Here is a 14662-nt window from a genome sequence, read left to right on the forward strand (position 1 = left end):
TTTGTCAGCCACATGTTAAATGACATCTCGGTAAGGTGATTTCAAGGGGAAAGTCACAAACTTGTCCCTATGAAAAAGCCAATTAGTTTAGATGTTATGGAGCACACATGAGCGAAACCGTATCTCAAAATAAAGAAACTCGTGGTTTTCAATCAGAAGTAAAACAACTACTGCATTTAATGATCCATTCTCTTTATTCAAATAAAGAGATCTTTTTGCGCGAGCTGATCTCTAACGCATCAGATGCATCAGACAAACTGCGCTTTCAGGCGTTATCTAACCCAGATCTATACGAAGGTAATGCAGATCTTTGCGTGAAACTGTCGTTTGATGAAAGCGCAAATACCTTAACCATTTCTGATAACGGTATCGGTATGAGCCGTGATGATGTGATTGAGCACTTAGGAACAATCGCAAAATCTGGAACAGCCGAATTTTTCTCAAAGCTATCTGAAGAGCAGAGCAAAGACTCTCAGCTTATTGGTCAGTTTGGTGTTGGTTTCTACTCGGCATTTATCGTTGCTGACGCCGTTACCGTGCGCACTCGCGCTGCGGGTCTAGCCGCTGATGAAGCGGTACAATGGCACTCAGCGGGTGAAGGTGAGTACACCATCGAAAACATTACCAAAGAGTCACGTGGTACCGACATCATTCTTCATATGCGTGAAGAGGGTAAAGAGTTTTTGAATGAGTGGCGTCTACGTGACGTTATCAGTAAGTACTCTGATCACATCGGCATTCCTGTTTCAATCCAAACTGTCGTTCGTGATGACGAAGGCAAGGAAACAGATGAGAAAAAGTGGGAGCAAATCAACAAAGCCCAAGCACTGTGGACGCGTAACAAATCTGATATTTCAGAAGAAGAGTATCAAGAGTTCTACAAGCACGTATCACATGACTTTGCCGATCCCTTGGTCTGGAGTCATAACCGTGTAGAAGGTAAAAACGACTACACGAGCTTACTATACATCCCATCGAAAGCACCTTGGGATATGATGAACCGCGACCACAAATCAGGCTTGAAACTGTACGTACAGCGCGTATTCATTATGGACGATGCAGAGCAATTTATGCCGTCATACTTACGCTTCGTACGTGGTTTAATAGACTCAAACGATTTACCGCTAAACGTATCGCGTGAGATCTTACAAGACAATAAAGTGACTCAGTCTCTACGTAATGCTTGTACTAAGCGCGTGCTAACGATGCTCGAGCGTATGGCCAAGAATGACGAAGAGAAATACCAATCATTCTGGAAAGAGTTTGGTCTTGTGATGAAAGAGGGCCCTGCGGAGGACTTTGCAAACAAAGAGAAAGTTGCAGGTTTATTGCGCTTTGCTTCAACTGAAGTGGACTCTTCTGAGCAAACTGTGGGCTTGGCGTCTTACGTTGAGCGCATGAAAGAAGGTCAAGATAAGATCTACTACTTGACGGCAGACAGCTATGCAGCTGCGAAAAACAGCCCTCACTTAGAACAGTTCAAAGCGAAAGGCATTGAAGTTATCTTGATGTACGACCGCATTGATGAGTGGCTGATGAACTACTTAACTGAGTTTGATGGTAAACAGTTCCAGTCAATCACTAAAGCTGGGCTTGATCTAAGTCAGTTTGAAGATGAAGCAGAAAAAGAGAAGCAAAAAGAAACCGAAGAAGAGTTCAAGTCGGTTGTAGAGCGCACGAAGTCTTACCTAGGCGATCGTGTGAAAGAAGTTCGTACGACCTTCAAACTCGCATCTACGCCTGCTGTTGTGGTAACGGACGATTACGAAATGGGCACTCAAATGGCGAAGCTTCTTGCGGCAGCTGGTCAAGCTGTGCCGGAAGTGAAATACATCTTTGAGCTAAACCCTGAGCACAAATTGGTTAAGCGTATGGCTGACGAAGCCGATGAAGAAGCGTTTGGTCGCTGGGTTGAAGTTCTGCTTGGTCAGGCAATGCTAGCGGAGCGAGGCTCTATTGAGGATCCAACAGAGTTCTTAGGAGCCGTTAATCAACTTTTGACTAAGGTGTAATAACCTCTGCAAATCAAAAAGCTCGCATTTCGCGAGCTTTTTGTTTGTTGTCGCAAAATTTTGCATCTCAAGTGCTGAGTTAATAATCAATAGGGCGTGAAAGAGGGTACTGTTAACATTCTTTAGTCTTAATACACTCTTTGCTCAGAGAACCTGTGATAGAATCTGCGACTTGAATGTGAGTAATAAGGCGTGTATTTTTGCTCGCCTATATACGTTATACCGAAACTTATCGTTGCAGGTGCTTCTCAGGTTTGATGTCTAAGAGGTCAGCTATTGTGAGCTTCGGTATAAATCTTAAATATTAAAGAGGATAAATCATGCGCATCATTCTTCTAGGTGCTCCAGGTGCAGGTAAAGGCACACAAGCAAACTTCATCATGGAAAAATACGGTATTCCACAAATCTCTACTGGTGATATGCTTCGTGCTGCTATCAAAGCAGGTACAGAGCTTGGTAAACAAGCTAAAGCTGTTATTGACGCTGGTCAGCTAGTTTCTGATGAAATCATCCTTGGTCTTATCAAAGAGCGTATCGCTCAAGAAGACTGTGCAAACGGTTTCCTACTAGATGGTTTCCCACGTACTATCCCTCAAGCTGACGGCCTAAAAGAAATGGGCGTAGACGTAGACTACGTTATCGAATTTGACGTTGCAGACGATGTGATTGTTGAGCGTATGGCTGGTCGTCGTGCTCACCTTCCTTCTGGTCGTACTTACCACGTGGTTTACAACCCGCCTAAAGTGGAAGGTAAAGATGATGTAACTGGTGAAGATCTTGTTGTTCGTGATGACGACAAAGAAGAAACAGTACGTGCTCGTCTAGGTGTTTACCACGAGCAAACTGCACCGCTAATCAACTACTACGGCAAAGAAGCTGAAGCAGGCAAGACTAAGTACCTTAAGTTTGATGGTACTAAGCAAGTAGCTGAAGTTAGTGCGGATATCGAGAAAGCACTATCTTAATTTGCTGAAGTCAAAAATTTAATATTTTGATATATTGAAAGCGGCCCAAGTGGTCGCTTTTTTTAGTTTACTCGTAAACATATATCTAATTAACTTCAGCTCGGCTATTCGTTACTTCGAGGTTACTTAAATATATGAACCAAGCCGTTTACCATGAATAGGATGTTATGAAAGAGAATAATAAACAGGGTGTACTCCTAGTTAACCTGGGAACTCCTGACGCACCAACCGCTCCTGCCGTAAAGCGCTTTTTAAGTCAGTTTCTTCATGATCACCGAGTGGTAGACATGACTCGATGGCTTTGGTGTCCACTATTGCACGGCGTTATCCTTCCTATCCGAGCTCCTAAAGTTGCCAAACTCTATCAATCAGTATGGATGGAAGAGGGCTCGCCGTTGATGGTGTACTCTAAACGCCAAACTGAAAAGTTAGCACAAAAGCTTGATATACCTGTAGAGCTTGGTATGACGTATGGTAACCCAAGTTTACAATCAGGCTTTGAAGCCCTATTGGCGCAAGGCGTTGATGAAGTCATTGTTTTACCTTTGTATCCGCAATACTCGGGCACAACAACGGCAGCGGTTTCTGACGGAATCACTAAAGCATTTAAAAACCTGCCTGTGATGCCGGGCTTTAGCTTTATTCGTGATTATTACAATCACCCGAAATATATTGAAGCGTTAGCGCATTCAGTTCGTGAACATTGGCAAAAGAATGGCCAGGGAGATTACCTGCTGTGTTCTTATCATGGTATTCCAAAACGCTATGCTGACAATGGTGATGTTTACCCACAGCATTGTGAAGAGACGACTCGCTTGCTTGGGGAAGCGTTAGGTTTAAGCGAACAACAAATTGGCATGACGTATCAGTCCCGATTTGGGAGAGAAGAGTGGCTTCAACCTTATACCGATAAGACCCTAGAAGCACTTCCTGCAAAGGGTGTGAAAAATATTAATGTTGTGACCCCTGCATTTTCGTCAGATTGTTTAGAGACGTTGGAAGAGATCTCGGAAGAGTGTAAAGAGATTTTCCTTGAAGCTGGTGGCGAAAACTTTACCTACATCCCTTGTTTGAACGATAGTGAACTTCATATCGAGATGATGGTTGAGTTAGTTCAATCTAAACTTTAGATACAAAAAAGGGTCGCAATAGCGACCCTTTCTACGTTTAGTTGAGCGATCAAGCAACTTGTACTTGCTGCTCTTCTACTTGCTCTGCCGTGCTGTGCGTATTTTCAGCGCCATGCATCCAGCGAACGAGTGTATTAGAGAATAGGAGCAAAATTACGCCACTTACGGTTGCGCTGACCGCAATACCACTAAAGATAGCCATAGCGCCTAACTCGCCTACGTGAGAACCCACATAGCCCGCAACATAGTTAGCAATCGCATTACAGCCAAACCATGCACCCATCATAAGTGAAGCTAAGCGAAGCGGTGCTAATTTAGTCACCAATGAAAGACCAATTGGAGATAAACACAGCTCGCCTAATGTGTGGAAGAAGAAAGCGCCGACCAACCATAACATCGATGTTTTTACTGTTGTATCTCCACCTTGTTCTAGCACTGCGCCAACCATACAAAGGAAACCAATCGCCAAGAAAAATAGTGCCATCGCAAATTTCACTGGCGAAGTAGGTTCACGTTTACCCAATTTTACCCAAAGGACAGCCAGAACTGGCGCTAGAGTAATAATGAAAAATGGGTTTAGTGATTGGAACCACGCAGCAGGAACTTCGAAACCACCAATCATGCGATCAGTATATTGTTGAGTGTAGATGTTCATCAGACCACCAGCTTGTTCAAAGCCTGCCCAGAAGACAATAGTGAATAAGCTCATGACCAGAATTACTTTTAGTCGATTCACTTCTTCTTTGGTGAGTGGCTGCTTCGTGGTGGCGTTTTTGTTGTTTAGATCTCGTTTCGCCGCTGGTTCGCGACCAATATCACCAAGCCATGATTGAGCCAGTACCATTTGCATCACTAGGCTAACCAGCATACCCACACCAGCGGCAACAAAGCCAGCTTTCCAACCGTAAGAGGTTGTCACAGAGCCAGAAACGACGCCGGCAAGTAATGCACCTAAGTTGATACCCATATAAAAGATAGTGAATGCGCCGTCACGACGGTTGTCACCTTCTTGATAAAGGTCGCCAACCATGGTTGAGATATTTGGCTTAAAGAGACCGTTACCAGTGATAAGTAGGCCAAGACCTAAATAGAAACTATGTAGCGAACCAATACCTAAAGCATCAGCAGGAAGTGCAAGAGTAAACTGGCCGATGGCCATTAACGCGCCACCAAGCAAAATTGAGCGACGTTGACCTAAATAGTTATCTGCTAGGTAACCACCGATAAGAGGCGTGATATACACAAGCCCTGTGTATATGCCGTATAGGTCTAATGCGTCTTTGGTTGACCAGCCAAGGCCGCCATTCATTGTTGTATCAGTAAGGTAAAGCACGAGAATGGCACGCATTGCGTAGTAAGAAAAGCGTTCCCACAGTTCTGTACCGAACAATAAGAACAGGCCACGTGGATGACCAAAATATTGATGTTGGTTTGACATAAGCTCTTCTAATAATAGTTATTACATTTTTTAACGACTTCTACGTATACAATGCAATTCAACGAGTGACAAATAATAAAATTTTGCCATTCAACTATTTTTGTTTGTTAAGTGGCTGTTTTTGATTAGATTTGCAGATTATATGATGGTGTATTGGTTGTGTCACAAACTTAATTTCCATTTTTGCCTATGGACTTCTTTATCGTAAGTTGCTGAAAAATGTCGTTAATGCGAGCGATGTATAATCATACTTTTATAGATAAACTGAATATCAATGACTCAACTTTGGCTTAATGCTAGGATAAAAACAAAATAGAATTGGCTAGTAAAAAGATGAAACGTTGGTATCTACTTTATTGTAAACGTGGGGAGCAGGTTAGGGCGAAACAACACCTTGAAAACCAAGGTGTAGAATGCTTTTATCCAACTGTAGAAGTTGAGAAGATTTTGCGCGGTAAAAGACAAAAAGTCGAGGAACCGCTGTTTCCTTGTTACGTATTCGCTTACTTTGATTATGAGCAAGGGCCAAACTTCACCTCAGTCCGCTCTACTCGAGGTGTTGTTGACTTTGTGCGTTTTGGTGCTCAACCGAAAGAAGTTCAAGGTGACTTGGTCTTCGAATTGATGCAGCTAGAAAAGTGTTGTAATGACAATACCGTTTCTGAATGCATGCCAAAACCAGGCGATCAAATTAGAGTTAAAAGCGGTCAATTTGCGGGCATAGATGCCATCTTCCAAGAACAAGATGGTGAGAAACGCTCAATTATGCTAGTTCAGATGATCACCAAGCGTGTGCCTGTCAGCATAGACAATAGTGATTTAGATTTAAAATAGCCTAATTCCATCAAACATAAAAAGAGGTGCAAAAGCACCTCTTTTTGATCGTATCTAATTTTTTGTCTGTTTTAAAAGGGTTGGACGAACCAACCCTTATCTTTATCGTAGAGAATTAGTATGAGTCGTTGTGAACGGTCTGTACTGCACGACCTGATGGGTCAACACAGTTTTGGAACGATTCATCCCATTCAATCGCCTTCGCTGAAGAACACGCTACTGAAGGGCCTCCTGGTACACACTCTGCTGCTGATGGAAGTGGGAATAACTCTTCAAAGATTTCACGGTACACGTAGCCTTCTTTTGTCGTTGGCGTGTTGTATGGGAATCGATATTGAGCTGTTTCCATCTGCTGGTCTGTCACTTTCTGTTCTGCTACTTCTTTCAGCGTATCGATCCAGCTGTAGCCAACGCCATCAGAGAACTGCTCTTTTTGACGCCATGCGATCGATTCTGGCAGGTAGTGCTCGAAGCACTCACGAAGGATGTGTTTCTCCATTTTACCGTTGCCACACATCTTGTCTGCTGGGTTCAAGCGCATTGCTACATCAATGAACTCTTTATCTAGGAAAGGTACGCGTCCTTCAACTCCCCATGCTGCCAGCGACTTGTTAGCACGAGCACAGTCGAACATGTTCAGAGCAAGCAGTTTACGCACAGTCTCCTCGTGGAACTCTTTCGCGTTTGGCGCTTTGTGGAAGTAAAGGTAGCCACCAAAGATTTCGTCAGCGCCCTCACCAGACAATACCATCTTGATACCCATCGCTTTGATCTTACGACCCATTAAGAACATAGGTGTTGATGCGCGGATAGTCGTCACGTCATACGTTTCAATGTGGTAAATCACGTCACGAATCGCGTCCAAACCTTCTTGAATCGTGTACGTCATTTCGTGGTGAACGGTACCAATTTGGTCGGCAACTTCGCGAGCTGCTTTCAGGTCAGGCGCGCCTTCTAGGCCAACAGCAAAAGAGTGCAGTTGAGGCCACCAAGCTTCAGACTTTTCATCATCTTCAATACGCATCGCTGCAAAGCGTTTTGCTACCGCAGATGTAATAGAAGAATCTAGACCACCTGAAAGAAGCACACCGTAAGGCACGTCAGTCATTAGTTGGCGTTTAACAGCCGCTTCTAGCGCTTCCGTCAATTCTTCTTTGCTAGTGCTGTTACCTTGTACTGCTGCGTACTCGTTCCAGTCACGAACATAGTAACGTGTTGGCTGAGTATCTTTAGAGCTGTAGTAGCTACCAGGAGGGAATTCACTTACTGTTTTACATACTGGAACAAGAGCCTTCATCTCTGATGCCACATAGTAGTTACCATGTTCATCGTGACCTTGATAAAGAGGGATAATACCAATATGGTCACGGCCGACTAAATACTCATCTTTTTCTTCGTCGTAGAGCACAAAAGCGAAAATACCGTTTAGTTCTTCAAGGAGATCTGCACCCATATCTTGGTAAAGTGCAAGAATGACTTCACAGTCTGAATCGGTTTGAAATTCGTACTTTCCTTCGTAACGAGCACGAATTTCTTTATGGTTGTAGATTTCACCATTGACGGCAAGGATGAGCTTCTTATCAGGGCTGTATAGCGGCTGTGCACCACTATTTAGACCAACAATCGCCAAGCGCTCGTGCGCTAAAATAGCACGCTCTGAAGAGTAAATCCCAGACCAGTCTGGGCCACGGTGACGAAGTTTTTTCGACATCTCTAATGCGATAGGGCGCAATGCGGCTGCATCGCTTTTAATGTCTAAAATGCCAAATACTGAACACATACTACATCCTTACTAAACTAAACAATTTCTAATCGGTATGGTTTAAATTTGCCATTACTAATAAAAAAAGCAACGTTTTGTGATTAAAAAAATGATAAAAGGCCTTGTTGTATGGAAAATATTTAACTCAACCGTTGTTTTGGTGAATGAGATCAAGGTTTGGTATAAAAACTATACAAAAAAGGCTTTCTATCAATAGAAAGCCTTTCAAAAAATATCAGTGCTGTTGCTTATTTAATTGGTGTGAATTTAGGCTGAAGTTGTTTACAGACGTGTCGAGCAAAACCGCTACCAGCTTCACTATATATATTGAATGCTGCGTCAACGCCATTTTCAAGTAAGCCTTGCAATTGATCTGGGTATTCGGCGATAGCGGCAATTTGCCCCTTATATTTTCTGCGTTTAAGCTGCTCAAGTGCTGTTTGGTTACCTTGATGATGTGGCATTGCAAGCAGAACCAGTTTTACATGACCTGTATCTAAAATTCGCTCCCAGAAATCCGGGTCGGTGGCATCACCAGAAATCACATTTCTTCCTTCTGAACGATGATGATGTGCAGCGTCTTCACGAATTTCTATACCCAATGAAATTTTGCCATAGCGTGAGCGTAGCTCATCATAAGCGCCCGTTCCAATACGCCCCATACCTAAGATCAATACTTGGGCATGACCTGGGTTGATGAGTTGGTCGCGTTGATTGAGCTTTTCTACCGCTGTCTCTTGCAGCCACTTACCTGAATGTTGATAAATTTTATGGCTAAGGCGGTTAAGTGGCGCGGAAATTACAAAGGATACCGACACCGCAACCGCAATCGCAGCAAGCATATCACTTGGCATCCAGCCCATTTTATAGGCCAACCCTGCAACAATAAGACCAAACTCACTGTAGTTAAATAGTGATAAAGAGGCGAGCAAAGAGGTACGTACTCGAAACTTAAAATGATTAATAGTGACGAAGTACAAGAGTCCTTTGATTGGTAGCAGTAAGATAAATAGCAGGGCGAGAACGACGCCATTCACGCTCAATGAGGCGGATAAACCAATGTTTAAAAAGAAGCAGACTAAAAAGAGCTCCTTCATATTGAATAATGACTTGGATAGTTCTGAGGCTTTTGGGTGACCTGCGAGTAGCATGCCTAAAATTAGCGCGCCCAAGTCTGGTTTCATCCCGACCAACTCGAATAGCCCAGCACCGACAACAAGCGCGAAGAAAATACCGAATAGCACCAGCATTTCGCCGTGGCCAACTTTATCGAGCAGCTTATAGAATAGGGGACGAAGGAAAGGCAGTGCGAACAAACCGATGGCATACCATTCTGGGACTTTTCCGGTTGAAGCAGTCAGGAATACTACGGCAAAAATATCTTGCATAACCAAGATACCGATCGCGAGTGTGCCGTAGGTCGCGTTCATTTCGCCTTTTTCTTGCAATGCTTTTACGGCAAAAACGGTACTAGAGAACGATAGTGCAAAAGCTAAAAGCAGGATTTGGCTGCCGTCCATACTGGCTAGCGAAGTCAAGCCCAGTAGTTTTAAGCCGGATAACGCTAGGGCAAAAAAAGCGGTAGAGAGTATGTTGTGGGCGGTTGCCCCTCCCCATATTTCTTTGGACAGCAGGGTTTTTACATCGAGTTTGAGTCCAATAGTAAACAGAAGAAGAGTAACACCAAGATCTGCGAGAGTGACAATAACGTCATTGCTTTGGTAACCAAATGCATGCAAGCCAAATCCAGCTAGTAGAAAACCAACGAGGGGAGGGAGGCTGCATTTAAGCGCAATAAAACCAGCTAAAAAAGCGGCTGTAATTAGAATAATTTCCATACTGTTGAGCTGTATTCCTGATATACAAAAACGGGCTGTGAAAACACAGCCCGAGATTGTAACTCAATTGGTTGTATAAACTTAGTCTTCCAGTAACTTTTGTAACAAAACTCCGTTTAGCATAGCGCGTTTAATCATCGCAAATGCGCCCATCGTTGGCTGCTTATCAATGTGAGAAGCCACGATAGGGAGGTCGTTATGGAAAGTTCTAAGAGATTGATTCTCTACGTTGCGTTGAATTGCAGGGAAAACAATATCTTGTGCTGCAGTAATATCGCCAGCAATTACAATTTTCTGTGGATTAAATAAGTTAACCGTAATCGCAATCGCTTTACCTAGCTGGTTGCCCACTCGCACTAAACTCTGTTTCGCAAGTTCATCACCATTCATTGCGTGCTGACATACCGCTTCAATTGTGATGTTTTCAAGGTCGGTTAAGCTTGATTCGTATCCTTGAGTAATCAGTTGCTTCACTCGTTGAATAATCGCTGGGTTTGCAGCTACGGTTTCTAAACAGCCAAAGTTTCCACATTGGCATTGCTCACCAAGCGGGTCAATTTGGATATGACCAATTTCACCGACGTTGCGGTTAAAACCAAGAAAAACCTGGCCGTTAACGATAATACCTGCGCCAGTACCGCGGTGGACGCTAACCAAAATAGAATCCTGGCAGTCTTGGCTTGCTCCAAAGTAGTGCTCAGCCAACGCCATGCCACGTACGTCGTTGCCAACAAAGCATGCTGTATTAAACTTCTCTCCAACAATTTCACCGAGAGCAAGATTATCGATATCGGTATTAGGCATGTATTCGACCACGCCAGTTGTTGGGTTAACAAGGCCCGGTAAAGTGATGCCGATAGCGATGAGTTGATCAATTTTGTCTTCGCAACGGTTTACGAAATCTTTTAATAAATCGATAAGTCCTGCGATTAAGTCTGCTTGGTTAGTGTAGTGCAGTTCATGCTGATCTTCTGCCAGCGCGGTACCACCTAAATCGTATAAACTGAACTGTACGTAATCTCGACCTAAGCGAACGGCAATCGAATGAAAAGGTTTGACTTCAGTAGTCAAAGAGATCGCACGACGACCACCAGTTGAAGCTTGTTGGGCGACCTCCTTAATAAGGCCGCGCTCTAAAAGTTGGCGGGTTATTTTGGTAACACTAGCAGGCGCGAGCTGACTCACGTCCGCGACTTGAATACGGGAGATAGGACCTTGCTGATCAATCAGCCTATATACCGCAGCGCTGTTAAGCTGTTTTACTAAATCTACATTACCAATCTGTCCGCCATTCATGCTTAATTTTGCTCGTATTGTCCGTTAACAACCGTCGCTTTTACTTTAAAGTCACGATCGAAAATAGTCAGGTTTGCAACCATCCCTTTTCGAACTCGGCCAAGGCGATCCTCAACACCAATTGCTGTTGCTGGGTATAACGTGGCCATTCGTAGAGCTTCGTCTAAAGCGATCCCCGCGTGCTCAACTGAATTCTGAACTGCTTCAATCATTGTCAAAGCTGAGCCGCCTAGCGTGCCATTTTCATCAACACACTTACCATCTCGGTAATATACTTTCTTACCGACAAAAATAAAGTGATCAATGTTAGCACCTGCTGGAGCTGTGGCATCCGTCACCAAAACAAGCTTTTCACCTTTGATTTTATGAGCAATTCGGATGTTTGCGTAGTCGACGTGAAAACCATCAGCAATAATGCCAGCATATACGTCAGGAGTATCGTAAATTGCACCAACAACTCCTGGTTCACGACCAACCATTGGTGTCATTGCATTAAAGAGGTGTGTAGCAAAAGTAATGCCTGCTTCAAAGCTTTTACGTGCTTCGGCGTAGGTTGCATTTGTGTGGCCAATTGAAACTACGATGCCAGCAGCCTTTAATCGCGCAATATGCTCTGGGTCGTTATGCTCAGGTGCTAGTGTTACTTTCGCTACGATATCGGCGTTTGTGCAGATAAGGTCGATCATGCTTTCGTCTGATGGGCGAATAAAATCTACGTTATGGATGCCTTTTTTCGCGACGTTAAGGTAAGGACCTTCGAGGTGTAAACCAAGCGATTGATTTTGATACTTGTTGTGGTACTCACGAGCTGCGGCAATTGCAGTTCGCATATCTTCATCAGATGACGTAATGAGTGTTGGCAGGAAGCTAGTACAGCCAGATTTGAGGTTTGCCTGGTGCATGATTTGCATGGTTTCAGGGGTAATTGCATCGTTTAGCATTACACCGCCACAACCGTTCAACTGCAGATCGATAAAGCCTGGACTTAGATTAGCGCCTGCAAGGTCTTTTAGTTCGATGCTTTGAGGTAGCTCAGAAACCGGCACAATAGATTGAATAAGATCGTTTTCGATGATGACCGCATGATCGGTAAGAACATCACTACCGGTATAAATTTTACAGTTACTTAGCGCGTACATAGTCAGCTAGTCCTTATAGATGAGAATTCAATTTCTATATCGTTATCTAAGTAGAGACTGCTTCAGTCATATGGGTACTTAGTTTGTATCACTGAATTAGATAACGAGTCACATACAGCAAGTCGCGTTTTATCGATGTTATTGTCATAGTAACTAACTGAAAAGTAATAATTGTATGGTTTTTTATGATTCTTTTTCAGAGCAAAGTTACAGTGATTTACCCGCCTAGATACCAAAATAACACTGATTCTGCCTTGCATAAAGTGCGAGAATATTATCTTTAAAACGCCATTTTTTCGTATAATAAAATAAGTTTTATGATCTCGCTAGCAAAAACCTTCCGAAAGGGCAAATTGTGGTGATTATGATCACAAACGGTGAGCTTTTAATTTGCGGAGCAAAATTAATATCATAAACTTAGGATGACTAAATTGGACGGCTGAAATAAGTCATTCAACATAACATCTAATCCTATAGGGGGAACTTAAGGTGAACATTCTCGGATACTTCCAGAAGGTGGGTAAGGCGCTTATGGTGCCGGTTGCCACACTTCCTGCAGCAGCAATACTCATGGGTATTGGCTACTGGATCGACCCAAATGGCTGGGGCGCAAACAGTGCACTTGCTGCATTTCTTATTAAAGCTGGTGCAGCGATCATTGACAACATGTCAGTATTGTTCGCTGTTGGTGTTGCTTACGGAATGTCTAAAGACAAAGATGGCGCCGCTGCACTTTCAGGCTTCGTGGGCTTCTTAGTTGTCACAACGCTTTTGGCCCCTGGTGCAGTATCACAAATTCAAGGCATTGACCCAAGTGAAGTACCTGCTGCATTTGGTAAAATCAATAACCAGTTCGTAGGTATCTTGGTTGGTATTGTTTCTGCTGAGTTGTACAACCGTTTTTCTCACGTAGAGCTGCACAAAGCACTGGCGTTTTTCTCTGGTAAGCGTCTTGTACCTATCCTAACGTCTTTTGCTGGTATCGTTATTGCGTTCATCCTGATGTACGTTTGGCCATCAGTTTACGGCGGTCTGGTCAGTTTTGGAGAAAGCATTCAAGGTATGGGTGAAGCAGGTGCAGGTGTTTATGCATTCTTCAACCGTCTTCTAATTCCTGTTGGTCTGCACCATGCACTAAACTCAGTGTTCTGGTTTGATGTTGCTGGTATTAATGACATTCCAAACTTCCTTGGCGGTGCGAAATCATTAGCTGAAGGCACGGCAACGGTAGGTGTTACAGGGATGTACCAAGCGGGCTTCTTCCCAATCATGATGTTTGGTTTACCAGGCGCTGCTCTAGCGATGTACCATACTGCGAAATCAAAGAATAAAGAGAAAGTGGCATCTATCATGATTGCGGCTGCGTTTGCTTCATTCTTTACAGGTGTAACAGAACCACTTGAATTTGCATTCATGTTCCTTGCTCCAGGACTGTACGTTCTTCACGCAGCGCTGACTGGTCTATCAGTTTATATCGCGGCATCAATGCAGTGGATTGCAGGTTTCGGTTTCTCTGCTGGTTTAGTCGACTTAGTATTGTCGACTCGTAACCCGCTAGCGGTAAACTGGTACATGCTCATTGTACAAGGTCTTGGTTTCTTTGCGGTTTACTACTTCGTGTTCCGTACCGTGATTGTTAAGTTTGGCCTTAAAACACCGGGACGTGAAGATGATGAAGAAGCTTCATCTAACGTGGCTGGATCAAGCAATTCTTCAGAGCTTGCTCGTCAGTACTTGAAAGCACTTGGCGGTCATGACAACCTAAGTTCTATCGATGCCTGTATTACTCGTTTGCGCCTTTCTGTGAAAGATATGAGCGTTATCAATGAGAAAACTCTGAAAGATCTTGGAGCTATGGGAGTTGTGAAGCTAGGTACAAACAACCTACAAGTTATCCTTGGTCCACTAGCAGAGATTGTTGCTGGTGAGATGAAGAATGTATCTAAAGATGAAGACTTAAGTGGTGTTCAGTTACCAGCTTAACTGTTTAATAGTGGTGCGATTGTTTGTTATTGGTATTGCAAACAATTGATACTACAACATCGCAAAAGGCCTCCGCAGGAGGCCTTTTTTCGTTTAGGCCCTTTGAATCTGCTTTGCTTTCACGCCAACTCAATAAATATTGTCGTTTTAGAGCGAGTTCTTGTTGTCTAATTGCTTAGAATTGTGGATCATTAGGAACAATGTACTCTGTGAAACCATACTTGGATACAGGGTTCCGTTTTCTCTGACAATACTAATATTTTTG

Annotated in this window: 10 protein-coding genes; 5 read left to right on the plus strand and 5 right to left on the minus strand. The window is 43.5% G+C overall.

Annotation, left to right across the window (positions count from 1 at the left end; genetic code table 11):
- Positions 1-107 precede the first annotated feature (107 nt).
- The 3 genes from htpG to hemH all read left to right on the plus strand — a co-directional run bounded on the left by htpG (position 108) and on the right by hemH (position 4107).
- Positions 108-2012: a molecular chaperone HtpG gene (gene htpG / locus R7F64_RS15480; protein WP_053303298.1), complete on the plus strand. Its 1905-nt coding sequence runs from the start codon at positions 108-110 to the stop codon at positions 2010-2012.
- A 320-nt stretch (positions 2013-2332) separates the two neighbouring features.
- Positions 2333-2977, plus strand: coding sequence for an adenylate kinase (adk, locus tag R7F64_RS15485; RefSeq protein WP_005382094.1), 645 nt, complete (start codon positions 2333-2335; stop codon positions 2975-2977).
- Positions 2978-3144: 167 nt separating this feature from the next.
- A complete protein-coding gene (gene hemH, locus R7F64_RS15490; RefSeq protein WP_017819956.1) occupies positions 3145-4107 on the plus strand; it encodes a ferrochelatase in 963 nt (320 codons plus the stop codon).
- Positions 4108-4156: 49 nt separating this feature from the next.
- Here the strand turns inward: hemH and R7F64_RS15495 are convergent, their stop codons facing one another.
- The gene (locus R7F64_RS15495; protein WP_005382097.1) at positions 4157-5545 is read right to left on the minus strand and encodes a peptide MFS transporter; all 1389 of its coding nucleotides are present in this window, start codon (positions 5543-5545) and stop codon (positions 4157-4159) included.
- A gap of 333 nt (positions 5546-5878) precedes the next feature.
- Between R7F64_RS15495 and rfaH the strand changes: the two genes are divergently transcribed.
- Complete coding sequence (rfaH, locus tag R7F64_RS15500; protein WP_005382098.1) at positions 5879-6379, plus strand: transcription/translation regulatory transformer protein RfaH; 501 nt, start codon at positions 5879-5881, stop codon at positions 6377-6379.
- A 115-nt stretch (positions 6380-6494) separates the two neighbouring features.
- On the opposite strand, the gene asnB is transcribed toward rfaH, so the two are convergent.
- From asnB to nagA, 4 genes are all read right to left on the minus strand, one after another.
- Positions 6495-8159 carry an asparagine synthase B gene (gene asnB / locus R7F64_RS15505; protein WP_005382100.1) on the minus strand — a complete coding sequence of 555 codons (1665 nt, stop codon included), beginning with the start codon at positions 8157-8159 and terminating at the stop codon, positions 6495-6497.
- 230 nt (positions 8160-8389) lie between these two features.
- A complete protein-coding gene (locus R7F64_RS15510) occupies positions 8390-9979 on the minus strand; it encodes a cation:proton antiporter family protein (RefSeq protein ID WP_025766989.1) in 1590 nt (529 codons plus the stop codon).
- An 81-nt stretch (positions 9980-10060) separates the two neighbouring features.
- Positions 10061-11275 carry a DNA-binding transcriptional regulator NagC gene (nagC, locus tag R7F64_RS15515; protein ID WP_318071877.1) on the minus strand — a complete coding sequence of 405 codons (1215 nt, stop codon included), beginning with the start codon at positions 11273-11275 and terminating at the stop codon, positions 10061-10063.
- Positions 11276-11277: 2 nt separating this feature from the next.
- Positions 11278-12414 carry an N-acetylglucosamine-6-phosphate deacetylase gene (nagA, locus tag R7F64_RS15520; protein WP_025766987.1) on the minus strand — a complete coding sequence of 379 codons (1137 nt, stop codon included), beginning with the start codon at positions 12412-12414 and terminating at the stop codon, positions 11278-11280.
- A 489-nt stretch (positions 12415-12903) separates the two neighbouring features.
- On the opposite strand from nagA, the gene nagE reads away from it, so the two are divergent.
- The gene (nagE, locus tag R7F64_RS15525; RefSeq protein ID WP_005384985.1) at positions 12904-14397 is read left to right on the plus strand and encodes an N-acetylglucosamine-specific PTS transporter subunit IIBC; all 1494 of its coding nucleotides are present in this window, start codon (positions 12904-12906) and stop codon (positions 14395-14397) included.
- Positions 14398-14662 lie beyond the last annotated feature (265 nt).

Source organism: Vibrio sp. Vb1980 (genome assembly GCF_033338615.1).
Taxonomy (GTDB): Bacteria; Pseudomonadota; Gammaproteobacteria; order Enterobacterales; family Vibrionaceae; genus Vibrio; species Vibrio alginolyticus.

Excerpts from the sequence above, each read along its gene's own strand:
- asnB (WP_005382100.1), bottom strand. The coding sequence starts at position 8,159 with ATGTGTTCAGTATTTGGCATTTTAGACATTAAAAGCGATGCAGCCGCA.
- R7F64_RS15495 (WP_005382097.1), bottom strand. The coding sequence starts at position 5,545 with ATGTCAAACCAACATCAATATTTTGGTCATCCACGTGGCCTGTTCTTA.
- adk (WP_005382094.1), top strand. The coding sequence starts at position 2,333 with ATGCGCATCATTCTTCTAGGTGCTCCAGGTGCAGGTAAAGGCACACAA.
- hemH (WP_017819956.1), top strand. The coding sequence starts at position 3,145 with ATGAAAGAGAATAATAAACAGGGTGTACTCCTAGTTAACCTGGGAACT.
- rfaH (WP_005382098.1), top strand. The coding sequence starts at position 5,879 with ATGAAACGTTGGTATCTACTTTATTGTAAACGTGGGGAGCAGGTTAGG.
- R7F64_RS15510 (WP_025766989.1), bottom strand. The coding sequence starts at position 9,979 with ATGGAAATTATTCTAATTACAGCCGCTTTTTTAGCTGGTTTTATTGCG.
- htpG (WP_053303298.1), top strand. The coding sequence starts at position 108 with ATGAGCGAAACCGTATCTCAAAATAAAGAAACTCGTGGTTTTCAATCA.
- nagA (WP_025766987.1), bottom strand. The coding sequence starts at position 12,414 with ATGTACGCGCTAAGTAACTGTAAAATTTATACCGGTAGTGATGTTCTT.
- nagC (WP_318071877.1), bottom strand. The coding sequence starts at position 11,275 with ATGAATGGCGGACAGATTGGTAATGTAGATTTAGTAAAACAGCTTAAC.